The organism is Yinghuangia sp. YIM S10712, assembly GCF_051388935.1.
Taxonomy (GTDB): Bacteria; Actinomycetota; Actinomycetes; order Streptomycetales; family Streptomycetaceae; genus Yinghuangia.
The window spans coordinates 14862-40971 of record NZ_JBPKBI010000009.1; the positions used below are offsets into that span (position 1 = coordinate 14862).

The following is a 26110-nucleotide window of genomic DNA, read 5'->3' on the forward strand; positions in this document are numbered from 1 at the left end:
GCGATCCGCTCATCCGGTAAACCCCCGCAGTGGGGGCTGCGGGGCCGGTCGGAAGATCGCACCAACGTTCTCGTCGTTCGGGGCGCCGCGTGACCGTCGGCACCCCCCCGACCCCGCCCGCGTCGCCGCGGCGTCGACGCCTCACGCGCGGGCTCGCCGGCGCGGCCCTCGTCATCGCCGTCCTCACAGTCCTCGCACGCGTGGCCGGGTTCGGCCGGCAGATCGTCTTCAACGCGGCCGTCGGCCAGAACAACGTCGGCGACGCCTACACCACCGCCAACTACGTCCCCAACATCGTCTTCGACATCGTCGCCGGCGGGGCGCTCGCGAGCCTGGTCGTGCCGCTGCTCGCCGGCCCGCTCGCGCGCGGTTCGACCGACGAGGTCCGCCGCACGGCGTCCGCGCTGCTCACCTGGACCGTGGCGGTCCTGGTGCCGGTCACCGTCGCGGGCGTGCTGCTCGCGGACCCGCTGATGGACGCGCTGCTGCGCGACAAGACCGATGTGCCCGGCATGTCCGGGCTCGCCGCCGCATTCCTGACCGCGTTCCTGCCGCAAATCCCGCTGTACGGCCTCGCGGTCGTGTCCGCCGGCATCCTCCAGGCCCACCGCCGGTTCACCGCAGCGGCGGTCGCGCCGCTGGTCTCCAGCCTCGTCGTCGCCGGCGCCTACCTTCTCTTCGCCGCCGGCTACGACGGCAGCGGAGACGACCCGGACGCGGTCCCGCGAGGCGGCGAACTCGTGCTCGGACTCGGCACCACCGCGGGCGTGCTGGCACTCGCCCTGTGCACCCTTGTCCCCCTGCGCGGCACCGGCATCCGGCTGCGTCCCACCTTCCGCTTTCCCGACGGTGTCGCCCGACGTGCCCGGATGCTCGCCCTCGCGGGAGTCGCCACGCTCGTCGCGCAGCAACTGGCCACGGTCACCGTCCTGATCCTGGTCAACGCGCACGGCCCGGCGGGCGGCGCGGTGACGTACCAGAACGCGTGGATGGTGTACGTCCTGCCGTACGCGGTGCTCGCCGTGCCGATCGCCACCAGTGCCTTCCCGCGCCTGAGCGCAGCCGCGCACGAGGGCGACCACCCCGGGTTCGCCGCCACCGCGGCGGCCACCACGCGCGCGGTGCTGCTGGTGTCGTTCGCGGGAGCGGCGGTGCTGGCGGCCACGGCGTATCCGGTCGGTGCGTTCTTCGCGAACCTCGCGGGCGGCGACGGCGGAGTCGACCCGGCCGTCCTTGCCCGCGCGCTCGTCGCCTTCGCACCCGGCCTGGCGGGATATGGCCTGATCGCGCACCTGGGCCGGGCGTTGTACGCGCGCGGCCACGGGCGCGCGTCGGCGGGTGCGGTGGTCCTGGGCTGGGCCGCGGTCATCGCCACCGACCTGGCCCTGGTGCCCGCGGTCGACCCCGAGTGGAGCGTCGCCGCGCTGGGGCTGGGCAACACCGTCGGCATGACCGTGGCCGGAGCCCTTCTGGTGGCCGCCACCGTGCGGGCGTCGGGCCGCGAGGCCCTGCGCGGCGCCGGGCGCGTGAGCCTGGCCGGGGCGGCCGCAGCGGGTGCGGGGGGAGCGGCCGGGGCCGGGCTCGCCCACGTGTGGGGAACGGGCGGCACGGTCCACTCGTTGCTCGCGGGAACGACAGCCGCGATCATCGGCGCGGCGGTGTTCGCGGGTGTGGCCTACGCGCTCGCCGGCCCGGAGGTGCGGGTGCTGCTCGCGCGGCGGCGCTGAACCCGGCACGGGACGCCGGCCGACGCGCGGACCAGGCTCGGAGAGGGCATGACGGGACGGCACGAGAACCGGGCGCCGAAGCCGGCGCGGAATCACACATGCCGCGCCCGGCTGACCCCCGGGAGCGGGCGGCGTGCCCGCACGCGCGGCAGGGCCCGCGAGCGAGTCGGAGGTCGACGTGGGGCCTGCTGCGGGAGGCATCGGATCACCGGAACCTTCGGCAGCGATCAGTGCCGGGGCGACGTCTTTCGATCGGCAACGCGAGACTTCGGTGAAAAGGGACCAGAGGCGGTCCCGAGAGAACGCGGGGCCCCTGCGCCCGTGCGAACATGTGCAGGCGTCGGGTCGTGAAGGAGAGTCGTGGCTGACGGGACGTCACAAGAGCGCGCCGGAAAGCCCGCGCGGCTGCGCGCGGTGCTGGTGCTGGGCACGGCCACCGGCGGAGTCGGGGTGCATGTCCGTTCCCTGGCACGGGGATTGGTGGCACGCGGGGTGGCTGTGACGGTCGCCGGACCGTCCGCGGCCGAGGAGCATTTCGAGTTCGCCCGGACCGGCGCGCGGTTCGTGCCCGTCGAGGTCTCCGCCGGGTCGCGCCCCACCGGCCGCGCCGCCCTTCGGGCACTGCGCGAAGCCTGCGCGGACGCGCACGTGGTGCACGCGCACGGCCTGCGGGCCGGGCTCGCCGCGGCCTCGGTGATCGGGCGCCGCCCCGGCCGCACACCACTGGTCCTCACCCTGCACAACGCGGTGCTCGCGACCGGGCCGAAAGCAGTGCTCGCACGCATGATGGAGGCTCGCGCGGTGCGCGCCGCCGACGTCGTGCTCGGCGCCTCCTCCGACCTCGTCGACCGGGCCCGCGGACTCGGAGCCGCCGACGCCCGGCTCGGCCCGGTCGGCGCGCCCGCGCCCGCCGCGCGCCGTGACCGGTCCGCCGTGCGCGCGGAACTGACCGTCGGGGCAAGGCCCGTCGTGCTGGCGGTCGGCCGCCTCGCGCCGCAGAAGGCGTACCCGGTCCTGCTGGACGCCGCCGCGAAGTGGAAGGCACTCGCGGAGGCGCCGATCGTGCTCATCGCCGGCGACGGGCCTTTGCGTGACGAGTTGCAGGCCCGCATCGACGCCGAGGATCTGCCGGTGCGGTTGCTGGGCCACCGCGGCGATGTCGCCGATTTGTTCGCCGCCGCCGACATCGCCGTGCTCCCCAGCCACTGGGAGGCGCGGTGCCTGGTGGCGCAGGAGGCGCTGTCGATGGGCGTGCCGCTGGTGTCCACCGCGGTCGGCGGCATTCCCGAACTGGTCGGGGACGCGGCGGAGTTGGTGCCGTACGGCGACGCCGACGCGTTGGCGGAAGCCGTCGCGGCGCTGCTCGCCGACCCCGGTCGCCGCGCCGCACTCGCCGAGGCCGGCCGCGCCCAGGCCCTGACCTGGCCGGACGAGAACGACACCGTTGCCCAGGTGCTCAGCGTCTACGAGGAACTCGGCCCGCGTTAGTCGCTGCGCTCGGGGGCGGACCTCACCGGGCCCGTGGTGTTCTCACGGCCCGGTGCGGGGGCCCGAGTCGCACACCCCGCGGTGACGAAATCGGCCCCGCCCGCACGTCGATGCGTGCCGGCGGGGCCGTCCTCGGTCTTTTTCGCTCAGCCGCCGGACTCCGCCGCGTGTGCGCGTTCCGCGGTGCCCGGTTCCGCGGCACCGCCCGCTTCGGCGGCCTCCGCGGCCTCGGTCGCGGTCTCCCGGCGTTCGGCCTTGACGGCCGCCTCACGCTGCTGCTGATGCCACAGCGCGGTCAGACGCAGTGCCGTGTCGATCAGCGGGACGTGGCTGAACGCCTGCGGGAAGTTGCCGACCTGGCGCTGCAGGCGCGGGTCCCATTCCTCGGCGAGCAGTCCGAGGTCGTTGCGCAGTGCGAGCAGGCGTTCGAACAGCTCCCGGGCCTCGTCGAGGCGCCCTATCATCGCCAGGTCGTCGGCCAGCCAGAACGAGCAGGCCAGGAAGGCCCCCTCGTCGCCGGGCAGGCCGTCGAGGCCGATCCCGTCGCCGTGTGTCGGGTAGCGCCGGACGAAGCCGTCCTCGGTCAGCTCGTGCTGGATCGCCTCGATGGTGCCGACGACGCGCTTGTCGTCGGCCGGGAGGAAGCCGACCTGCGGGATGAGCAGCAGCGCCGCGTCCAGCTCGCGGGACCCGTAGTACTGCGTGAAGGTGTTGCGTTCGGCGTCGTAGCCGTATTCGCACACCTCGCGGTGGATCTCGTCGCGCACGGTGCGCAGTTGGTCGAGGGTGCGCTCGTCGGCTCCGGCACCGTCGAGGGTGTCGGTCTCCATCATCTTGATGGTGCGGTCGACCGCGACCCAGGCCATGACCTTGGAGTGCACGAAGTGGCGGCGGGGGCCGCGGACTTCCCAGATGCCCTCGTCGGGGTTGCGCCAGTGGTCGCCGACGAAGTCCATGAGGCGGAGCTGGAGTTGGTGGGCGTTGTCGTGGCCCTCCATGCCGGCCATGCGGCCGTGGTGCAGTGCGTCGACGACCTCGCCGTACACGTCGAGCTGGAACTGCTCGGCGGCGGCGTTGCCGATCCGCACCGGACCTGAATTCTCGTAGCCGGGAAGCCAGTTGGCCTCGTACTCGGTGAGCCGGCGCTCGCCGCCGACGCCGTACATGATCTGCAGGTTCTCCGGGTCGCCGGCGACCGCGCGCAGCAGCCACTCGCGCCACGCCTTCGCTTCCTCCAGGAAGCCGGTGCGGACCAGCGCGGACAGCGTCATCGCGGCGTCGCGCAGCCAGGTGTAGCGGTAGTCCCAGTTGCGGACGCCGCCGACGTCCTCGGGCAGCGACGTGGTCGGCGCGGCGACGATGCCGCCGGTGGGGGCGTACGTGAGCGCCTTCAGGGTGATCAGCGAGCGCACCACCGCGTCGCGCCAGGGGCCCTGGTAGGTGCAGCGGTCGACCCAGTCGCTCCAGAACCGCTCGGTGTCTTCGAGTGTCGCCTCGGCGTCCGTCGTCAGCGGCGCCTCGACGTGGCTCGGCCACCAGTTGAGGATGAAGGCGTGGCGCTCGCCCGGTCCCACGGTGACGTCGGCGTACGTCGTCATGCCGCGCCCGTACGCCTCGGCCTCGCTCTGCAACCAGACCGCGTCGGGGCCGGCGACCGCGACGGTGCGGCCGTCGGTGTGGCGGCGCACCCACGGCACAACCTTGCCGTAGTGGAACCGCATGCGGATCTCGGAGCGGACCGGGACGTGGCCCGATATCCCCTCGACGATGCGCACGATGGTGGGTGCGCCGATGAGCGCGTCGGACGGCGGCATGAAGTCGATGACCCGGACCGAGCCGCGGGGGGTCTCCCACTCGGACTCCAGGATCAGCGAGTCGCCCCGGTAGCGACGGCGCGTGGCGTGGCCGCCGGAGAGCGGGGCGATCTTCCAGTAGCCGTTCTCCTCGGTGCCCAGCAGGCCCGCGAAGACCGCGGGCGAATCAAAGCGGGGGAGGCACAACCAGTCCACGGAGCCGTCGCGGGCCACCAGGGCCGCGGTCTGCATGTCCCCGATGAGGGCGTAGTCCTCGATGCGATTGCTCACGCGGAATCCGTCCTGCCTTATACGGCCGTCGCGCTGTTCTTCAGGCGGGTGATGGGAGAGTGTGTGGGATGTCGCCTGGGCGTGCCGCCTGCTCCGGGCGCACGCTGCGGACCCTTGATCAGAGTAGTCCACTCACGTCGGTGATGAGACCCGTTCAGTGACTCTGCGTTGCCCTCGTCGGGGAGTTCATGGGTAACTGCCCGGTTTTTCTAGGGTTTGCGGAGGCTTCGGTCACGCTCTGAATAGGGTGGATCGTGCTACGTGGTGGGGGCCTCGCGCGGGGGGACGATGTCGGGTAGCGCTGTTAGTCTGGTCGCCCGTGGACTTCTAGGGACCACATTCCCTCTCGCGTTTACACGACCCCCCACGGGAGCCCCTCCTTGGCAGTGCCCCAGACGCCCGGCAGTGCGACGCGCGGCGCGCGTCCGTCGACCCGCACCCGGCCGACCAAGCATCTCTTCGTCACCGGGGGCGTCGCCTCCTCGCTCGGCAAGGGGCTCACCGCATCCAGCCTCGGCGCTCTGCTCAAGGCGCGCGGGCTGCGGGTGACGATGCAGAAGCTCGACCCGTACCTCAACGTGGACCCGGGCACGATGAACCCGTTCCAGCACGGCGAGGTCTTCGTCACCAACGACGGCGCCGAGACCGACCTCGACATCGGCCACTACGAGCGCTTCCTCGACGAGGACCTGCACGGCTCGGCCAACGTCACCACCGGCCAGGTCTACTCGTCGGTGATCGCCAAGGAGCGCCGGGGCGAGTACCTCGGCGACACCGTGCAGGTCATCCCGCACATCACCAACGAGATCAAGTCGCGCATCCGGCAGATGGCCGAGCACGACGTCGACGTGGTGATCACCGAGGTCGGCGGCACGGTCGGCGACATCGAGTCGCTGCCGTTCCTGGAGTCGGTCCGCCAGATCCGCCACGAGGTCGGCCGCGACAACGTGTTCTTCCTGCACGTCTCGCTGCTGCCGTACATCGGGCCGTCCGGCGAGCTCAAGACCAAGCCCACACAGCACTCGGTGGCGGCGCTGCGCTCGATCGGCATCCAGCCCGACGCGATCGTGCTCCGTGCGGACCGGGCGGTGCCGACCGACATCAAGCGCAAGATCTCGCTGATGTGCGACGTCGACGAGGAGGCCGTGGTCGCGGCGATCGACGCCCCGTCGATCTACGACATCCCCAAGGTGCTGCACGCCGAGGGGCTTGACGCGTACGTCGTGCGCCGGCTCGGCCTCAACTTCCGCGACGTCGACTGGTCGACGTGGGACGACCTGCTGCGGCGCGTGCACCAGCCGGAGCGCGAGGTCACCGTCGCGCTGGTCGGCAAGTACATCGACCTGCCCGACGCGTACCTGTCGGTCACCGAGGCGATCCGCGCGGGCGGCTTCGCCAACAACGTGCGCGCCACGGTCAAGTGGGTCACCTCCGACAACACCGCCACTCCCGAGGGCGCCGCGCGTGAGCTCGCCGACGTCGACGCGGTGCTGGTGCCGGGCGGCTTCGGCGACCGCGGCGTGGAGGGCAAGGTCCAGGCGATCCGGTACGCCCGCGAGAACCGCATCCCGACGCTGGGCATCTGCCTGGGCCTCCAGTGCATGGTCATCGAGTCGGCGCGCACGCTGGCCGGTCTGGAGCGGGCCAACTCCCTGGAGTTCGACCCGTCCACTCCGCACCCGGTGGTCTCCACGATGGCCGACCAGCTCGACATCGTCGCCGGTCAGGGCGACCTGGGCGGCACGATGCGGCTCGGCGAGTACGAGGCGCGGTTCGTCGGGGGCTCGATCGCCGCCGAGGTCTACGGCAGCGACCACAGCTTCGAGCGGCACCGCCACCGCTACGAGGTCAACAACAGCTACCGCGAGCAGCTTGAGGCGACCGGCTTGGTCTTCTCCGGCCTCTCCCCGGACGGCCGTCTCGTCGAGTACGTCGAACTGCCGCGCGACGTCCACCCGTATTTCGTCGCGACCCAGGCGCACCCCGAGCTGAAGTCGCGCCCGACCCGGCCGCACCCGCTTTTCGCGGGCCTGGTCGCCGCCGCCGTACGCCGGGTCACCGGCGAGGACCGCGCGACCGTGGAGGCCGCTCCCTAGGGGGTCCTCGAATCCTCGTCGGATCCGGCCGCGTCGCACCGGCCCTGGACGGCCCTCCTTCGTGCCGCGCGTCGCAAGGCGCAGGCCCGCAGCTCGGGCTGGGTTCGGCTTGGGTTCGGCTTGGGCCGCCGGGGCGGCAAGGGTGTGTGCTTCGAGGTGCGGTGCCGGGCTTGGGAGGTTGCCGGGCCCGGCGTGCGGCCCCGGCGGCGATTCGAGACACGCCCCAGGCCGAGTGGCCGACGGCGCGGTCGACGTGCTCGGCGGCCCCGGGGAACGCGGGAGAGCCGTGCCTTCCGCGCCGGTCCCGGCGAGGTCCGCCGCGAGGCGCCGAGGCACGGCGAGCGCAGGCGTGCCTGAGCGCTGCGCGGGCGTCCGGACACCCCCGGGCCGACCGCGCGGCGCGGCGCTCGACTACGTTGTGTGCCTTGACCATTCCCACTTGTGTGCAAAGGGTCTTCCCAACCGTGCCGCACAGGTTTTCTGTTTGGTCGCGGAGAGGGTGCGCGGGCATGATCCGTTGACGCTTCGTACCGGCCCCCGGCCGCGCTGTCGAGTAAGGAGCCGAAAGTCGGCATGGTCGGCCAAGGCCGTCGCCTCGCGGGCGTGGCTTCATGATCGCGTCGGTCGGCTCCGCCGCAGGGCCGTTGCCGGGCGGGCCGGTCAGGACATACCGGGGGCGATCACCGGTCCACCCCGGCGGCGGCCCGGCGCAGCGCTTGGGCCCTGCTCCGCAGGAGCCCGTTCCGCCCCGCCGCCAAGGCGGGGGAAGGAAACCACGGAGGAATCAGATGAACGCCGACGCACGACCGCACGACGCCGCGCCGCAGCCGCCCTCCACCCCTGCCGGGTCCCGGTTCACCGACACGGCCGAGGAATGGCCGGTCGTCGAGGAAGGGACCCCGTACGAGGGCCGGATCTTCGGGCTGCGCAGCGACGTGGTGGCCATGCCCGACGGGACGGACGCGCGCCGGGACTATCTCGTCCACCCGGGGGCGGTCGGCGTGTTGGCGCTCGACGACGATGACCGTGTGCTGGTGCTGCGGCAGTACCGGCACCCGGTGCGGCACAAGCTGTGGGAGGTTCCGGCGGGCCTCCTGGACGTCCCCGGCGAGCACCCGCAGTTGGCGGCGCAGCGTGAGCTGTACGAAGAGGCCCACCACAAGGCCGACGACTGGCGCGTCCTCGTCGACTTCTACAACTCGCCCGGTTCGTCCGACGAGGCGATCCGCGTCTTCCTGGCCCGCGGCCTGAGCGAGGTCGACGGCGAACGCTACGCCGCGCACGCCGAGGAGTCCGAACTTGAGGTCGCGTGGGCACCGCTGGACGAGGTCGTCCGCCTTGTCCTGGCCGGCGCCCTGCACAACCCCACCCTGATCGCCGGCGCCCTCGCGGTCGTCGCAGCGCGGGCGGGCGACGGGCTCGACCGCCTCCGCCCGGTCGACGCGCCTTGGCCGGCTCGGCCGTTCTGAGGAGCCCCGCCGCGCGGGTCGGACGACGTGCCGGCACGTCCCGTCGTGACGATCAGGCTCAGGGCCCGACGGGTGGATCCCTTCAGGCCGCGCGGCGCGGGGAGGCCGGGGGCGGCCGGTGACGCACGCTCGCGGCGTTGCGCACCGCTGCGGCCTCGGGCCCGGCGGCCGTCCCCCTGACAAGCTCGGGCCGAGCCGCAGGCCCACGCCTGCGGTCGCACGCCGTCGGCCTTCACGTTGCCAAGCGTCGAGTGGGTTGGGGGGCGGTCAGCCGCTCTTATGGGCCTTCGGCGCCCCCACGCGCCGGCGGCCGGGTGCTGCGCTGGAGTGGGCGGACGACATGTCCGGCCCGCCCATAGAGACGTCTGCCGAGCGTCGGCCTTGGTCAAGCCGGGCCCGTCGACCGGGCTGGGTGGTCCGAACGCCGGCTCGGGTCCCGTCACGGCGGACCCGGCGTGCGGCCTGGTCCGGCGGGACGGGCACGCTCTACGGCACGCCCTTCTGTTCCGGCCAGACCGCGCGGAGCGCGAGCTTCGCCGAGGCCTGGAGTTCGGCGGCGTCGGCGCCGTCCCGACTGCGCTGTGACATGCCCTGGATGACGAGGGCGAACCAGCCGGCGAGCGTGGCCGGATCCGCGTCGGGCGGCAGTTCGCCGTCCTCGACCGCGCGGGCCAGGCGGGCTTCGAAGACCCCGAGATTGCGGTTCCGCAGGTCACGCAGGTAGTTCTCGACCTCCGCGTTCTGAGGGGTGACATTGGTCGCCGCGCAAATGGTGAGGCAGCCGCGCGGGTGCGAGGGGTCGGTGTAGATCTCGGCCGCCTCTCGCAGGATTCGGGCGAAGGCGCCGCGGGCGGTGGGTTCTTCCGCGAGCGCGCGTGCCATGAACGCGCCGTAGGGCGACTGCCCGTAGGCCTGGACGGCTTCCTCGAAGAGCTTCCGCTTGTCGCCGAACGCCGCGTACAAGCTGGGCGGCTTGATGCCCATCGCCCGAGTCAGGTCGCCGATGGACGTCGCCTCGTAGCCGTTCTCCCAGAACATCCGGGTGGCTGTTGCCAGCGCCTCGTCGCGGTCGAACGCGCGCGGCCGACCGGTGGGCCTGGGCTTGCCGTCCGAGGTCCGCGGGGACTGCCTTGAGGCCTCCGTGCGCTGCTCCTTCGCCATCCCCCAAGTCTATAACGGTCACTACAAAAGGATGCTACCGTTCTTTTGTAGTCATCGCTAAACAAGCAAAGGGGATTCTCCATGTCTGCGTCCATTGCGGGCCCGCTCACCGCCCGGCTCTCCGGCAAGGTCGCGCTCGTCACCGGCGGCAGCCGCGGCATCGGCCGGGCCGTCGCGGAGCGTCTGGGCCGCGACGGCGCCATCGTGGCCGTCAACTACGCGCGCAACGCGGCTGCCGCGCAAGAGGTGGTCGAGGCAATACGCTCCGGTGGCGGCACGGCCTTCCCCGTCCACGCCGAGCTGGGCCCGGCGAAGGACGGCGGCGCCGGGGAGCTTTGGGCCGCGTTCGACGCCGGCCTCGCCGCACACGCGCCGCAGGCCGGGCCGGGCCTCGACATCCTCGTCAACAACGCGGCGGTGGCGACGAGTTCGTCGTTGTACGACCTGACCCCCGACGAGTTCGACACCGTCTTCGGCGTCAACGTCAAGGCGCCGTTCTTCATCGTCAAGGAAGGGCTCACCCGGCTCCGGGACGGCGGTCGGATCGTCAACATCTCCAGCGGCGTCGTCCGCATCGCGCTCCCCGAGATCATGACCTACTCCGCGACGAAGGGCGCCCTCGACGTCTTCACCCGTCACCTCGCCAAGGAACTCGGTCCGCGCGGCATCACCGTCAACTCGGTGGTGCCGGGCATCGTCGACACCGACACCAACGCGTCGTGGCTGCACACGGACCCGGAGAAGCGGGCGTGGGCATCGGCGTTCTCCGCTTTCGACCGGGTCGGTGAACCGGCCGAGATCGCCGACGTGGTCGCGTTCGCCGCTTCGGACGACGCGCGCTGGGTGACGGGCGCGGTGTTGGACGCGACGGGAGGCTCGGGGCTCTGAGCCCGCGACGGTGGCCGCCGGTCCGCGCGGCGCCGGGTGCCTCGCGGGCGCATGATGCGGGCTTTGCGTGGTGCGCCCGGACGGCGTGCAGGCCGGCGGCACCGGTCCTTGTGCCGGCCATGACGAAGACACCGAGCCGAGAAGAGGCGGAGCGGAGGCGGATTCACCGGTCGGCGGCTGTCCCGGGCTGCGTTTGTGTGACGGCGACTGGTCCCGGCGCCGCGCGGCTTCACGTGACCGGCCGGAACGAAGCCGAAGCAACTACCGGAGGTCCGCCCCCGCAGGACGGGGTCGCCCCACGCCCCCGCCCTCGCGGCCACCGGCCGTGCCCCGCAGCCGCCCCTCGACGGCGCATCATCCGTCGCTGCCGTGTTCGCTGCTCGATCGCGCTGAACAAACCGTCCGGGGTGGTGTCGACGATGCACGACCCGGAGGGCCGTCCCACGCTGGCCGAGTACGTGACCGAGGCGGGCTGGGTGTTGGGTGCTGTGTCGGGTTTGAGGGGAGGTGCGGCGGCGGATGATGCGTCCCTGCCGTGTTCGCTGCTTCGGGGGTGCGGGCTGGGTGTTGGGCGCGGCGGTGGATGATTCGCCGCTGCCGCGCTGTTGTGCGTCCGCGGGCGTATTTCGTCCGCGGTTCGCTACCCTGCGCAGCAGGACTGTCGGGGGGCTGGAACAGGGGGTCGTCGGCGGTGTTCACGGGTGGCGAGTCGGCGGCCCAGACCGAGGCCGTCGGGACTGCCGTACCCGCGCCGAGGGCGGGCGACGAGGCTTTCTTTCCGACACTGCGCCTCGGGCCCGCGCAACTGCCGCCCATGCCGACCGAATTCGTCGGCCGCACCGACGAACTGCGCACGCTGTACGGGTGGGTCACCGGTCCCGGAGCCGCCGTACCCGTGCAGGGGGTTGCCGCGCGGGCCTCGCTGCTGCCGCCCGACCGGGTCGTCTCGATCTCCGGGCCGCCCGGCATCGGCCGCAGCAGTCTCGCGGTGCTGCTCGCCCACCGACTCGCCCCGCATTTCCCCGACGGTGTGCTGTACGCGCGGCTCACCGGCGCGCGCGGCGAGACCATCCCGCCCGCGGAGGTGCTGGAGAGCTTCCTCCACGCCTTGGGCGACCGCGAGCCGCCGGGCGGCACCGACGACCGGTCGGGGCGCTTGAGGGAGCTGCTGGTCGACCGTCGCATACTCGTCCTGCTCGAAGACCTCACCAGCACCGCCCAGTTGCGGCCCCTGCTGCCCGAAAGCCCGACCGCTCTCGTCGTCGCGACCTCGGTCGGGCCGCTTACCGGCCTCGGCCGCGCCGCGGTCGTCCGCGCGTGTGCGCTGGACGTCCTCGACCACGGGGCCGCGGCCCAACTGCTCGGCGACCTCGCCGGACACACGCGCATAGCGTGCGACCCGCGCGCCGCCGACGAGTTGCTGTCGCTGTGCGACTACCACCCGGCGGCGCTCAAGCTCGCCGGCGCGTGGCTGCGTGCCCGGCAGCGGTACGCGCTCGCCGACGTCGGGCGGCGGCTGCGCGCCGAGCGGTTGCGGCTGCACGGTTCGTGCGACGACACGGAACTCGCGCTGCGCGCCTGCTTCACTCTCGTACACCGCGAACTCGTTCCCTCCGCCGCGCGGTTGCTGCGGCTGCTCGCGCTCGTACCGGGCCGCGAGTTCGGGTCGGACGCGGCGGCGGCGCTGGCCGACTGCGGACCCGACGCCGCCGCGCGGTCGCTCGCGGAGCTGTGCGAACTGCACCTTCTGGAGCCGGGGCTGGTTCCCGGCCGCTACCGCTTCCACGAACTGCTGCGCGGCTACGTGCAGGAATGCCTCGACGCCGAGGAGCGCCCCGGGGAGCGCCGTACCGCCCGCGTGCGGCTGCTGGACCGCTATGTGCGCCTGGCGCGCGCCGCCGAGCAGACCATCGCCGGGCGCGGTGCCGACGTCCCGGCCGACGTGCGCTTCGAGTCGGCCGCGCACGCCCGCGCGTGGCTGCGTGAGGAGCGCCCCGAGCTTCTGGCCGCCGCCCGGGTCGCCGCAGCGGCCGGCCTCGACGGGCCCACCAGGCGCCTGGTCGCGGTTCTGACGCGGTTGCTCGACCGGCGTGCGCACTGGCGCGACGTCCGCGAGCTGCACGAGCTTGCGCTTGCGGCGGCCAGGCGGCACGGATCGGGCCGCCAGGAGGCGGTCGCGCTGCTCAACCTCGGCAACCTGCACGTGGCCCGCGCCGAACTCGAACAGGCGCTGTCCTGCTACCGCGCCGCACTCGAGGTGTCGCGGTCGCTCGCCGACCCGGCCGGCGAGGGCCGCGCGATGGTCAACCTGGGCAACGCGTACGCGGACCTGGGCGATCTCCAGCGAGCCGCCGACTGGTACGACCGCGCGCTGCTGCTGCGCCGCACGATCGGGGACGAGGACGGCCAGGCGCGTGTGCTCTCGCGTCTGGGACGCCTGCACGCCCGCATGGGCCGCTTCGAGCAGGCGCTGCGCGACCACCGCGCGGCACTCGGGGTGCGCCGCCGCCTCGACGAACCCGCCGAGATCGGCCGCGTGCTCGCCGACATCGGCGCGTGCCTCGGCGACGCGGGCCGCACCCGGGAGGCGCTGACCGTCTACCGCGACGCGGTGGAGTCGTTCCGGGCGGCCGGCGACGAGCGGCTGGAGGCGCTGACGCTGTTGCGCACCGCCGACCTGGCGGAGGACTCCGGCGATCCGCGCGAGGCCCACGCACGGCGGCGTCAGGCGTTGGCGCTGCTGTCCGACATTCCGCAGGCCGAAGCCGTGCGGCGTCTGCTCGACGACGACGGCCCCGGCCCGCCGGTCGCCGCGCCACCCGCGCGGGCGGACTGACCGGCGCCACGGACGGGTAGCCGCCGCGCACCCACGAGATCCCGCACGGTCTGGTTGCCTGCGAAACATAAATTTGGTGTGCCGATTGATGGCACATTGCAAGGTTGTCAGTGTGTTCTAGCCGCATTAACCTAGGTGGGCCTCGGCGGACGGCGCTCCTCGCCGGTGCTTGTTCCAGGTCGGCGGACGGTGTCGCCGGCCCTGCACGGAAGGACGTGGACAGCCGTGAAGGTCGGTATCCCCAGCGAGGTCAAGAACCACGAGTACCGCGTGGCGATCACCCCGGCCGGCGTGCACGAGCTCGTGCGCCACGGGCACGAGGTGTTCGTGCAGCAGGACGCCGGGTTGGGCTCGTCCATCCCCGACGCGGAGTACGCGGCGGCGGGTGCGACCATCCTGGCGACCGCCGACGCGGTGTGGGAGACCGGCGACCTGATCCTCAAGGTCAAGGAGCCCGTCGCCGAGGAGTACGGCCGACTCCGCGCGGGCCAGACCCTGTTCACCTACCTGCACCTCGCGGCGTCGCGTGCGTGCACGGACGCGCTGCTCGCCGCGGGCACCACCGCGATCGCGTACGAGACCGTCCAACTGCCCGGCGGGCAACTCCCGCTGCTGGCGCCGATGTCCGAGGTCGCGGGTCGCCTCGCCCCGCAGGTCGGGGCGTACCACCTGATGCGGCAGGGCGGCGGACGCGGCACGCTCATGGGCGGTGTCTCGGGCGTGTACGCGGCCAAGGTCGTCGTGATCGGCGCGGGGGTGTCGGGGCACAACGCGGCGGCGATCGCACTGGGCATGCAGGCCGAAGTGCTGCTGCTCGACCGCAACATCGAGACCCTGCGGCAGGCCGACCGGATCTACCAGGGCCATCTTCAGACCGTGACCTCCAACGCCTACGAAATCGAACGCGCGGTGCTCGACGCCGATTTGGTGATCGGCGCGGTGCTGGTGCCGGGCGCGAGGGCACCCAAGCTGGTGACGAACGACCTGGTGTCGCGGATGAAGCCGGGGTCGGTCCTCGTCGACATCGCGATCGACCAGGGCGGCTGCTTCGAGGATTCGCGGCCGACCACGCACGCCGACCCGGTCTACGGCGTCCACGACTCGGTCTTCTACTGCGTCGCCAACATGCCCGGCGCGGTGCCGCACACCTCGACATACGCGCTGACCAACGCGACGCTGCCGTACTTCGTCGACCTTGCGAACAAGGGGTGGCGCAAGGCCTGCCGCGACGATGCGGCGCTCGCGCTCGGACTCAGCACACACGACGGCGCGCTGGCCAACGCGGCGGTGGCCGAGGCGCACGGCCTCGAACACGTCGAAACCGCCCGGTTGTTGGGCTGAGCGCCGCGCACCGGTCCGGTATCGCAGCGGCAGTCCGGCCGGGTCGCGACCGCGTCTCGGTGCAATCCGGGGCGAATTCACGCCGTTTTGGCGACCCCCGCCCGGCCTTCCCCGGACCGGCCGCGATACCGCCCGGCCTGCGCAGGGGCGCCGCTCCCGGGCGGGCGGCATTCCGTTTCGCGGTGGCGCGATCTGCCTGACGGCAGACCGGATATCGATGTTGTCGCCTTGTCTGCACATACGGTGTTGCGCACGGGCAGTGGCCACAAACCACATGTCGCACGGCCCGGTTCGCATGTCGCGGTGGCGGTCGGCGGATGCCGGAGACCGGTCACGATCACCACGGTCGGAACCGGTCGCGGACGTCGGGTGTTGCGGCGTACGCGCGGGCGACGCGGTTGCCGCAGCCGAGCGTGTCGCAGGACCGCACGGGGTCACGGCGCGGTGTCCGACACACCTGCCGGACGGCCGCGCACCCGCCCGCGGGTTGTCCAACTTGTCCAAGAACCATAGTGAAATGCCTCGTTGACGACCACTCAGGTTTGTTCCGTGGTCGCGGCTGACCGAGTCGGCCCGACCTGCGCAGCTTCCCACCCTCGGGCTCTTGACTGAACCGGTGCGATGTTGCATGGGTCGGGCGGTTCGCCTTGCTGCGACCATGCGACACGCCATAGAGTCGCGATCCGTCAGTAAGGATCGTCACGCTGACGAAGCAAGAAATGGCCTGGTCGGCAAGGAGGTAAGACGACTTGTGAATGAGTCGACATTTGCTCCCGGGGGTGCCCAGCCAGCGTCGGCCCAGGCCCCCCGTGGGTCGGTTCAGGGTTCAGGCCCTGCCGCGGAGCAGCAGGGGACGCGCGACGCCGCGCTCCCGTCGACGGCCGACCAGGCGGGTGCCCACGGCAGTGCGGGCGGCGAACAGGTCCCGGCCGGGGCCGAAGCCGACGAGTACGCGTACGACATGTACTACTACGACGACGAACTCCGGTACGCCGAAGAGTTGCGCGGGGGGCCGTTCGACCCCGACGCCGACTACGAGCCGGATCCCGAGTACGCCGCCACGCTCGCCCCCGACGCCGCGACACAGCGCCGCGAACGCGTCGGCCCGACAGGTCGGCCGCTGCCGTACTTCCCCGTCCCGGGGCCGGTCTCCGAGCACGGCCCCGCGAAGATCATCGCGATGTGCAACCAGAAGGGCGGCGTCGGCAAGACCACGTCGACCATCAATCTGGGTGCCGCGCTCGCGGAGTACGGACGACGCGTGCTGCTCGTGGACTTCGACCCGCAGGGCGCGCTCTCGGTCGGCCTCGGCGTCAACCCGATGGAGCTGGAACTCACCGTCTACAACCTGCTGATGGAATCCCACCTCAGCGCCGACGACGTCCTGCTCAAGACCATCATCCCGGGCATGGACCTGTTGCCCAGCAACATCGACCTGTCCGCGGCCGAGGTCCAACTGGTCACCGAGGTCGCCCGCGAGACCACGCTCGCGCGCGCGATCCGGCCGCTGGTGCAGGACTACGACTACATCATCATCGACTGCCAGCCGTCGCTCGGTCTGCTCACGGTCAACGCGCTCACCGCCGCGGACAGCGTCATCGTGCCGCTGGAATGCGAGTTCTTCGCGTTGCGCGGTGTCGCGCTGCTCACCGAGACCATCGAGAAGGTGCACGAGCGCCTCAACCCGAACCTCGTGCTCGACGGCATCCTGGCCACCATGTACGACGTGCGCACGGTGCACGGCCGCGAGGTGCTGGCCCGTGTCGTCGAGGCGTTCGGCGAACAGGTCTTCCACACGGTGATCGGCCGTACCGTCCGGTTCCCGGAGACCACGGTGGCCGGCGAACCGATCACCACGTACGCGTCGAACTCCGTGGGAGCCGCCGCGTATCGCCAGCTTGCGAGGGAGGTGCTGGCCCGGTGCCGCGCCGAGTGAGTCTGCCGGGCGCCGACGAGTTGTTCCGTACCACCGGGGGAGCCACACTGACGTCCCGTCAGGCGGCCGACGCGGCGGGGACGGCCGACACGGCGGCCCTCGGAACCGGATCGGGAGCCTCCGCCGCCGCGGCGGGCACCGCGGCCGGCGGCAGTCCCGAGGCCAACGGCCGAGGAACGGTGCCCGCGCCGTCCGCCGGGCAGGACGGCGAGTCCGTGCCGTCCGGGACGCAGAACGCCCCGTCCCACGAACAGGAACCGGCCGCTCCGGCCGCCCCGGAACCGCGGGCCGTACAGGGGGCCGTACCGGCTCCCGCCCGCGAGCCGGGCAGCGCCCCGCCGCCCGCCGCGGCGCCCGCACAACGCGGCTCGGCTCCGCGGCGAGGCCGGGCCCCGCGGCGCCCCAGCGGCCGCGAGCGCCACGACGAGAAGATCACCGTGTACGTGTCGGCCGAGGAGCTGATGGACCTCGAACACGCACGGCTCACACTGCGCGGCGACTTCGGGCTCGCCGTGGACCGGGGCCGGATAGTGCGTGAAGCCATCGCCGTCGTGCTGGCCGACCTGGAAGCGCGCGGCGAAGCGAGCATTTTGGTGCGCCGCCTGCGCGGCGGGGCCGGGCCGGGCGGCCACTGATCCGACATCATCCGGGCCGTGCCATGGGCGGCACATGCGGGTTGCCATCGCCACATCGGTGACCGGGGACGGGATCGCGGCCGAGTCGGACGACTCGGCGGCGGATCCGCCCCCGGTCACCGGCGTTTTGGGCAAAAAGTGAAAAACTGGCGCGGACGGCGGGGCGACCTGCCGCTTTCGTCCCCCGCCCAGCACCATGGAACGCGATGTCCACTCCGAACCCCCGCCCGCGCCCCCGCCGAAACCTCGGCCGAGGCGGCGCGTTCGCCGTCCCGGCGCAGACGGGGGAACCGGAAGCCGAACAGCGCCCGGAAACGCCGGCGGCGGCGGGCCCACCAACGGCTTCGGCGCCGGCCCCGGCAGCGGAGGAAGCGCCGACGACCGGCGGTGAAGACGAACCCGAGTCCATTGGTGGCGCTTCGCCCGCGAACGACCGGGCCGCGAGGGGCACCTCACGCGGCACGACCGCCGCCGCCGCGACCGACGGACCCGACGGACCCGACGGACCCGACGAAGGCGACGCCGCAGTCAGCCTGCTCACCGGTGCCGCCGCGTCCCCCGGCCCCGCCGAGCCGGTCACGGGAAGCGCCCGCCACGACGGATTCGCCGTGCGCCTCGACAACTTCGAGGGGCCGTTCGACCTCCTCCTCAGCCTGATCGCCAAGCACAAGCTCGACGTGACCGAAGTGTCGTTGTCCAAGGTCACCGACGAGTTCATCGCGTACATCCGGGCCCAGGGCCCCGACTGGGACCTGGGTGTGGCCACGGAGTTCCTGGTCGTCGCCGCGACGCTGCTCGATCTCAAGGCCGCTCGGCTGCTGCCCGTCGCCGAGATAGAGGACGAGGAGGACCTCGCGCTGCTGGAGGCCCGCGACCTGCTGTTCGCGCGTTTGCTGCAGTACCGCGCGTACAAGGAGATCGCGGCGATCTTCGACGAGTGCTGGGCGGTGGAAGGCCGCCGCTACCCGCGCGACGTGCCGCTGGAGGAGCGGTACACCGGCATGCTGCCCGAGCTGGTCCTCGATGTGGATCCGGAGAAGTTCGCGCGCCTCGCGGCCCGGGCGATGACGCCCAAGAGCCCCAAGGTGGTCTCGATCGAGCACATCCACGTCCCCAGGGTCAGCGTCCGCGAGCAGTCCGCGATCGTCGTCGAACGCCTGCGCGCACACGGGGCGTTGACGTTCCGGGCGCTGATCGCCGACTGCCCCGACAACCTGCACGTCATCGCGCGTTTCCTGTGTTTGCTCGAACTCTTCCGCGAGGCCGCTGTCGGGTTCGACCAGGTCGAGGCGCTCGGCGAACTGCACGTGCGGTGGACCGGCGGCGAGGAGGACGCGCCCGAAGTTGGCGCCGAGTTCGACGAACAGGACGGGACGGACGGGCGTACGGACACGACCGGTGCCGACGACGTGGAGGAGTCGCAGGAATGACCGACGACGGGTTCTGGGTCGAGCCGCCGGACGAGGCCGCTCCGGAGACGGGCGGCGCCGAGTCGTCGGCGACGGAGACCGCCGCGCTTCCGACGCAGCGCGAGCACGGGCCGGCCGGCGCCCCCGCCGAGACTGCACCCGAGACTGCACCCGACACCGAACCCGAGGCCGCAGCCGGAACCACGGACGACGGCCCCGGTCTCAACCCGGGCCTCCTCAAGCCGAGGCTCGAAGCCGTCCTGATGGTCGTCGAGAACCCGGTTCCCGACGTCGTGCTCGCGCAGGTTCTCGAAGAGCCCACGGAGGCCGTCGTCACCGCGCTGCGCGAGTTGTCCGCCGAGTACACCGCGCACGGCCGCGGCTTCGACCTGCGCCAGGTCGCCGGGGGCTGGCGCTTCTACACGCGGCCGGAACACGCCGAGGCCGTCGAGAAGTTCGTTCTCGACGGCCAGCGGTCCAAGCTCACCCAGGCGGCGCTGGAGACGCTCGCGGTGGTTGCGTACCGGCAGCCGGTCAGCCGCAGCCGTATCTCGGCGGTACGCGGCGTCAACTGCGACGGCGTGATGCGCACGCTGCTGGCCCGCGGCCTGGTCGAGGAATACGGCGTCGAACCGGAGTCGGGCGCTTTCCTCTACCGCACCACCGACTTCTTCCTGGAGCGCATGGGCCTCGTCAGCCTCGACGAACTGCCCGAACTCGCACCCTTCCTGCCCGAGGTCGACGCGCTCGAAGCGGAGACCGAAGGCGGGCTCGACGGCTTCCCTCAGACCTCGCGGCGGGGGCCGGTGGCAGTCGAGGGGGCGGAAACCGGGGATACTGGTCGGGAAGACCCCGCGGCGACGGCCGCCGAGGACAACCGCGACGCCCGCAACGGGGTCGACGGCGCTCCCGCAGACCCCGTCCCCGCGGCCGACGACCCCACCGACACCACCGGTCCCCACGCCGGGCCGCCCGCAGCAACACCGGGCGAGGCCGACGAGGCCGGTCAGACGACTACGGACGATTGATGGCTGGCACAGGCAGGCAGGGCTCCGGCCGAGGGAACTACCGCGGCGCGGGCAACAACCGCGACGAGCGGTCGGGCGCGTCGCGAGGCGGCGGCGCCGGGCGGGGCACGGGCGGCCGTGGCGGTGCCGGCGGGCGCGGCGGAGCGTACGGCCCCCAGCGGTCCGGGACCGGGCGGCCGGACCGGCGTCCGACGACCGTGCGCGAGGGGGAGCGCACCGCGCGCGAGGAGCAGGAGGGCGTGCGGCTCCAGAAGGTCATGGCACAGGCCGGCATCGGCAGCCGCCGGGCCTGTGAGGAGCTCATCGAGCTGGGCCGCGTCGAGGTCGACGGCCGTGTCGTCCGCGAGCAGGGCCTGCGGGTCGACCCGGCGAAGGTCGAGATCAAGGTCGACGGCCTGCGCATCCCGACGAGCAGCGGCGAGGTCTACATCGCGCTGAACAAACCGTCCGGGGTGGTGTCGACGATGCACGACCCGGAGGGACGTCCCACGCTTGCCGAGTACGTGACCGACCACGAGCAGCGGCTCTTCCACGTCGGGCGGCTCGACACCGAGACCGAGGGCCTGATCCTCCTCACCAACCACGGCGAGCTGTCGAACCGGCTCACGCACCCGCGCTACGAGGTCCGCAAGACGTACCTCGCCCAGATCCAGGGCCCCATCCCGCGCGACCTCGGCAAGCGCCTCAAGGAGGGCGTCGAACTCGACGACGGGCTGGCCCGCGCGGACAGCTTCCGGATCATCGACCAGCTCGGCAAGACGTACATGGTCGAGGTGGTCCTCCACGAGGGCCGCAAGCACATCGTGCGGCGCATGCTCGCCGAACTCGGCTTCCCCGTCGAGCGGTTGGTCCGCACGAAGTTCGGCCCGATCCAGCTCGGCGACCAGCGGCCGGGCCGCACACGGCGGCTGTCGAACGAGGAGATCGGCCTGCTGTTCCGCGAGGTCGGGCTGTAGAGCCGACGCCCTTCGCTCCGAGCGGGGGTGACGCGGTGGTGACTCTCCGGCGTGGTGCCTCGTCACGGCGAAGACGCCCGTGCCGAGACCGCCGGTGGGATCGAAGCCGACCGGGTCGGTGACGGGTCGGTGACGGATCCGTGACGCCGAGGATCCGAAACCCTGCGGTGAGCGGCCGTCGGCGGAACAATCCGTGGTGGTTCGTACCTGCGGAATTCCCGAGGCGGGCGTTTTCGGTGCTGTCCGCGTCGCGCAGTCGCGTTGTGTCGTCGAGGCGGCTGCGGTGCCGGGCTCCCGGCTGCTAGAACGTTGCCAGGGTGCTGCTCCGCGTCGGGGCCGAACCCGGGGCGAGCGGTGCTGGGGGTGGCGTGGCGGAGAATGCGGGTGGGGCGGTTCTCGACAGGATCGTCTATCGGTGGCAGGAGCGGGATCTGCTGGGCGTGCGGGGGCTCGGGCCCCTGGCGACGTCGCTGCCCGGGGATCGGTTGTCCGCGTGGGCGGGGGAGTTGCGGCCGTACGTCGGGATGGCCGTCGACGTGGAGAGCGGGCCGTACACGAGTGTGTGCTGGGCCCGGACCAGCCTCGGACCGGCGCTGATCCACCGGGAGTTCGCGTTGTACGGGCGCGACAACAGGCCCGGGAACGTCGCGCACGCGCTGCTGGACCCCGACCGTGTGCTCGGCCCGCACGTCGTACTCGCGCTCGGGGTGCTCGACTGGGCCGCCGATGGCGCGGCGGCCGACGAACTCACGCCGGGGGAGCCGCTGTTCGGCCTGAGCGCCGAGCGGTTGATCGCGCTCGCGCAGGGCCGGGCGGCGACTCTCCGGGCCGCCGCGCGCGACCACGGTCCCGTACTGACGCGCGTCGCGGAGACGCTTTTGGCCCGGCCCCGGCTCGGGGTCACCCTGCTGCGCCGCGACACGGGCCCGGACCCGGTACCGCTGCTGTGGGGCGTATTCGACCTGATCAGCCATCTCGTACAGGGGAGTTGGAGTTTCTCGACGTACGAGACCGGCGACGACGCGACCCGTCCGCGCTTCGTCGTGGTGCCGCGCTGGCCCGCCGGGGACTCCCCGACGCGGGCGCGGATCAAGCCGGGCGACGGTCCCGGCGGCGATGTTTACGCCGAAGCCGCGCGTCTTTTGGTCGCGTGCTACACCACCCGGCCATGGGCGGAGACGCGGAACCTGCTGCGTGCGCTGCGGTCCTCCGCAGAGCTGGGGCCGGAGGCGAAGGCGCACGCGATCGTCGACGTGATGCGCGGCGGGCGAATACCCGCCCAGGTCTCGCTGACGAAGCCGGGCCCGGACAACCGTCCGTATCCCCCCAAGCCGCTCACCGCGCCTCCCGGCTGGGCCGGGCCGAGGGACGAGACGGAGCGGCGCGGCGACCCCGCAGGGGCGGTCGCGGCGGGCGACTCCCCGGGCTGGGGCGCCGCGGTCGCGGCGAACGGCGCGGGATCCCGTGGGCGGCCGGAAGACGCCGTCGCGGCGCACGAGCGCGTGGGGACGAAGACGCCGTCGCCCGCGAGCACATTCGACGGGCGGCCACCCCGGGCCTCCGGCGGTTCGTCCGGGACACCGGGGCCGGAGGATCGGGCGCGGCGTGTGTCCCCCGCCGCGGAGGGGGCGCCGGACGCGCCGCCGAAGGCGCGGCCCGCCGCTTCGCGCGAGGCGGTGGCGCCGCCGGTGGTCGAGCGTCCGTACGGACCCACCCCGCCGCAGCCCGACACCCGCTATCTGCCCGTCGCCTTCCCGATGCCGGAGGAACCCCGGCCGTCGGACGGCGGACGGGCGGACGCACCGCGCGACGCGGCTCCTCGGCAGACGCCCCGACCCCCCGAGGCGCCGGCAGCGCCGCCGCGGCCGACCGGCATGCCCGGGCCCGAAGGCGTCGTCCGGGCTTCGGATGCCGGGCCCGCGCCGCGCCACCGCTCGCCGTCGGCCGGGGCCGCGGCCCTCGCCGCCGCCGCGGCCGCGCTCGACACGCCCGTGGAGACCGCCGACGCCACCCGCGCCGGCGCACCGGACTGGTCCGCGAACACCGGCGGCGGTGCATCCGCCGGACCGGGCCGCCACGCGAAACGGGCCGATCCCGCACCGGCCGCCGCGCCTTTGGGACCGCCCGAACGCGCACCTCGCGGATGGGAGCGGGAGGGCTGGATCGAGGACGGAGCCTCCGACGCCGCCCTGCACGCGCTCGTCGGGGCGGCACGCCTGCTCGCACGCGAACCCGCGGGCAGGGACGGTGAGTTCCATGCTCTACTCGACCAAGTCGACCTCGTCACCGCCGCCGTGGGCCTGGGACGCGCCGAAGAGCCTTTGCTGCCCGCGCTCGTCGAACGCGTCGGCGCCCTGGTCACCGCGACCGACCGGCTGCCCACACCGCGCGAACAGACCGCGCTCGAACGCGTCCTCGCGGGTCTCGACGGGCCGATGCGCGAGCTGGACCGCTGCGGCCTGCCGCGCCATCGGATCGCCGCGGTGACGGGACAGTTCGCGGCGTACGTGCTCGACGGATGCCAAACTGGTTCCATGGCAGCGGAGTTGGCCGTCGTCGTCCGCAATCTCGACACGGTCTCCGGAACGTACCGTCCCTACCAGCAGCATCTGATCCGCGCCGTGGTCGCACACGGATCAGGGGCACACTTCTATGCGGAGATCGGGCGGCTCTGGGCCGCCAGCCGATCACTTCTCCCCGATCCGGCGGACCCCTTGGAGGGGTAGTCCATGGAGGGCACCACCCGCGCGGCGACAGGCCGTCAGGGACTGCACCAGATCGTGTACCGGTGGCAGCACCAAGACCTGTTCGGACACAAGGGCCTCGGCCCGGCGGCGACTTCGCTGTCGATCGCGGAACTCGCCCGGATCACGCCGGATCTCGCGGAGGCGGTGACCGCGGAGTTCGGCGGCGACGGAGCACCGTCCGCGAGTACGTCGTTGCTGCACGTCGACTCCTTCGCCGCCGCGGTGCACCGCGCCCCGACGGAGTTCGAGTGCGGCAGGCTCGCCAATCACGCCCACGTGCTGCTCGGCTCCCGCGCGGAACTGACCCCGCACGTCGTGCTCGCCCTCGACGGCTGGGAGTGGCGGCACGGACAGCCGCAACTCGGCGAGATACCCGTCGGCCGCAGGCTCGACCGCGTGCCCCGCGCGATCCTCGACGACGCGCTCACGGCCCGCGCGTTCGCGCTGCGGGACGCGGCGCGTCGGCAGGCGGACGCCCTCACCTTTCTGCTCGCGGCCGTACTGCGCCGCCCGACCGCAAGTTTCTCCGTGCGGCTTGCCGACTGCGGCGGCGATGCGGTCGCGCTGCTGTGGGGGCTGTTCGACCTCGTCACGGTGCCGCTGCCGGGGCCGCTGACCTTCTCGACCTATGAGACCGACGACGAGACGCACCGTCCGCGCTTCGTCGTCGTCCCCCGCTGGCCGTCGCAACTGCCGAGCGGGCGGCACCGCGTCGACCCGGACACCGAGGCCCGCACCGACGTGTTCCGCGACGCCGCGGAACGCATGGTCGCGCGGTACGTCGCCGACGACTGGGACACGATGTACCCGCTCTTGCGGGGGCTCCAGGAACTGCGACGCATACCGCCCTACGACCGGGCCGTCGAGATACGCGAACGGTTCGGCGCGGCCGAGGTGTTCGTGGTCGGAGCGCAGCCGCGTCTGGAGACGCCGGAGGTCGTGCCGGGGGAGTCGGACGAGGCGCTGACCCGGGCGTCCGCCCCGTACGATTCGCGGTTCGCCGCCGAGCGGGAGGCGGACGCCGCCGCGTCGCGCGCGGACGCCCGGGTCGACCCGGAGGAACCGCAGGTACCGAACGGCCCGGATGCCGGGCCCGGCGCAGGCGAAGCACCGGGGGAGCCGGCAGGTTCGGCGCTCGGGACGCCCGCGCGGACGGACTCCCCCTCGCCACCCGAAGCCGGTGCCGGTGCCGGTGCCGGGCTTGCCGCGGGTGCCGCGCAGCCCTTGCCGCGACGGACACCCGGCCGGGGCCCGCGTCCGGGCCCGCGCATACCGAAGCGGGTGTCGGCGGAGGCAGCCGGTTCCGCAGGCGCGGCATCGCCCGCTCCGCCCGCCACGGGTTCCGCGCCGACACCGCCGTCGGAACCTCCCGCGCAAGGCGCCGGGCGCATACCGCCCCCGGCGAGCGGATCCCGACCCGAGCCGGCCCCGGACCGCGCAGACGCCGTCCGGTCCGCCGCCGAACAGCCCGTGTCCCGCGCGCCGTCGCAGCCTTCCGGGCAGGAGATCGGACGCGCACCCTCGGCCGGCACACCTCGGCCCGTGCCGATCCCGGCCCGTGCCGATGCCGACCCGGCGACCGTCGAGCCGCCCGCGCCGCTCCCACCCGCGGCCTTGGACGAGCGACCGGCCCCGGCCCTCACCGAACCCGAGGCGTTCCCCCGCAGCGCCGCCGCACTGCCGGAACGGCCCGAGGAGCCGCCGCCCAGTGCCGGACCGGCGGACCGGGAAGCGTGGAAGCAGCGCGGGGTGTACGACGAGGACATCGACGCCCTCGAATTCGCCACCGACCAGATCGCCACCGGAGGCGCGGACCGCGCGGTGGCGTTCGTCGAAGACGTCGTGGCACTCGCCGTCGCCTTGGAGCTCGCCGATGTACGGCTGCTCCCGTACATCGCCGAACACCTGCCCCGCCGCCTCGACGACGCTCCGAAATGGTCGCACCGCGAGCGCGAGGCCGTGCGCCACATGCTGCTCCACCCCGTGCGGTACGGCGACCGGCTCCTCGGGGCCGACGTCGCGCCGCCCGTGCTGCGGCGCCTGTTCGAGCGGCTGGTCCGGGTCGTGCTGTCGCTGGAGAAGGACCCGGCGGGGCTGCTGCGGATCCTGGCCCGGGAGCTCATGAGCGAGCGACGCAAGCTGCCGCCGTACCCCGTGCTGGACGACGTCCTGCGCCGCTCGTCGTGGGAACCCGCGTACCACCGGGAGCTCGGCCGCCGCTGGGCGGAGCTCAACCCGCCGTGGACCGGAGGTCCCTGACGCGGTACCCCGGCTACGCTGGGCGGAGCGCCGGATAGCCTGGGCACACA

At 73.0% G+C, this 26110-nt stretch carries 15 protein-coding genes and 1 pseudogene; 14 read left to right on the top strand and 2 right to left on the bottom strand.

From position 1 onward, the window contains the following. The first annotated feature begins 89 nt into the window (after positions 1-89). Positions 90-1727: a murein biosynthesis integral membrane protein MurJ gene (murJ, locus tag ACRX5W_RS19255; protein WP_436789445.1), complete on the top strand. Its 1638-nt coding sequence runs from the start codon at positions 90-92 to the stop codon at positions 1725-1727. Positions 1728-2087: 360 nt separating this feature from the next. Next, the gene (locus ACRX5W_RS19260) at positions 2088-3215 is read left to right on the top strand and encodes a glycosyltransferase family 4 protein (protein WP_436789446.1); all 1128 of its coding nucleotides are present in this window, start codon (positions 2088-2090) and stop codon (positions 3213-3215) included. Positions 3216-3361: 146 nt separating this feature from the next. Here the strand turns inward: ACRX5W_RS19260 and ACRX5W_RS19265 are convergent, their stop codons facing one another. Further along, positions 3362-5299 (bottom strand): glycoside hydrolase family 15 protein, encoded by a 1938-nt coding sequence (locus ACRX5W_RS19265; RefSeq protein ID WP_436789447.1) that lies wholly within the window; start codon positions 5297-5299, stop codon positions 3362-3364. A gap of 386 nt (positions 5300-5685) precedes the next feature. Between ACRX5W_RS19265 and ACRX5W_RS19270 the strand changes: the two genes are divergently transcribed. Next, entirely contained in the window at positions 5686-7395 is a 1710-nt protein-coding gene (locus tag ACRX5W_RS19270) for a CTP synthase (RefSeq protein WP_436789618.1), read from the top strand. A gap of 788 nt (positions 7396-8183) precedes the next feature. Further along, positions 8184-8864: an NUDIX domain-containing protein gene (locus tag ACRX5W_RS19275; RefSeq protein ID WP_436789448.1), complete on the top strand. Its 681-nt coding sequence runs from the start codon at positions 8184-8186 to the stop codon at positions 8862-8864. Between the two features lie 486 nt (positions 8865-9350). On the opposite strand, the gene ACRX5W_RS19280 is transcribed toward ACRX5W_RS19275, so the two are convergent. After that, the gene (locus ACRX5W_RS19280) at positions 9351-10025 is read right to left on the bottom strand and encodes a TetR/AcrR family transcriptional regulator (protein WP_436789449.1); all 675 of its coding nucleotides are present in this window, start codon (positions 10023-10025) and stop codon (positions 9351-9353) included. Between the two features lie 81 nt (positions 10026-10106). Here ACRX5W_RS19280 and ACRX5W_RS19285 point away from each other — a divergent pair, with 81 nt between their 5' ends. The 10 genes and pseudogenes from ACRX5W_RS19285 to ACRX5W_RS19330 all read left to right on the top strand — a co-directional run bounded on the left by ACRX5W_RS19285 (position 10107) and on the right by ACRX5W_RS19330 (position 26060). Beyond that, the gene (locus ACRX5W_RS19285) at positions 10107-10913 is read left to right on the top strand and encodes an SDR family oxidoreductase (protein WP_436789450.1); all 807 of its coding nucleotides are present in this window, start codon (positions 10107-10109) and stop codon (positions 10911-10913) included. Between the two features lie 691 nt (positions 10914-11604). After that, on the top strand, positions 11605-13749 hold the full coding sequence (locus ACRX5W_RS19290) for an ATP-binding protein (RefSeq protein WP_436789451.1): 2145 nt from the start codon (positions 11605-11607) through the stop codon (positions 13747-13749). Positions 13750-13974: 225 nt separating this feature from the next. Beyond that, on the top strand, positions 13975-15090 hold the full coding sequence (gene ald, locus ACRX5W_RS19295) for an alanine dehydrogenase (RefSeq protein ID WP_436789452.1): 1116 nt from the start codon (positions 13975-13977) through the stop codon (positions 15088-15090). A gap of 961 nt (positions 15091-16051) precedes the next feature. Next, positions 16052-17026, top strand: a complete 975-nt coding sequence (locus ACRX5W_RS19300) for a ParA family protein (RefSeq protein ID WP_231779721.1) — start codon at positions 16052-16054, stop codon at positions 17024-17026. After that, positions 17023-17661 (top strand): hypothetical protein, encoded by a 639-nt coding sequence (locus ACRX5W_RS19305; protein ID WP_436789619.1) that lies wholly within the window; start codon positions 17023-17025, stop codon positions 17659-17661. The genes ACRX5W_RS19300 and ACRX5W_RS19305 overlap by 4 nt, the downstream gene beginning before the upstream one ends. A 206-nt stretch (positions 17662-17867) precedes the next feature. Continuing rightward, complete coding sequence (locus tag ACRX5W_RS19310) at positions 17868-19091, top strand: segregation and condensation protein A (protein ID WP_436789453.1); 1224 nt, start codon at positions 17868-17870, stop codon at positions 19089-19091. A gap of 242 nt (positions 19092-19333) precedes the next feature. Beyond that, a pseudogene (scpB, locus tag ACRX5W_RS19315) lies at positions 19334-19852 on the top strand (SMC-Scp complex subunit ScpB); the annotation flags it as partial. Between the two features lie 245 nt (positions 19853-20097). Beyond that, the gene (locus ACRX5W_RS19320) at positions 20098-21054 is read left to right on the top strand and encodes a pseudouridine synthase (protein ID WP_436789454.1); all 957 of its coding nucleotides are present in this window, start codon (positions 20098-20100) and stop codon (positions 21052-21054) included. Between the two features lie 368 nt (positions 21055-21422). Beyond that, positions 21423-23780: a hypothetical protein gene (locus ACRX5W_RS19325; RefSeq protein ID WP_436789455.1), complete on the top strand. Its 2358-nt coding sequence runs from the start codon at positions 21423-21425 to the stop codon at positions 23778-23780. Between the two features lie 3 nt (positions 23781-23783). Further along, entirely contained in the window at positions 23784-26060 is a 2277-nt protein-coding gene (locus tag ACRX5W_RS19330; RefSeq protein ID WP_436789456.1) for a hypothetical protein, read from the top strand. Positions 26061-26110 lie beyond the last annotated feature (50 nt).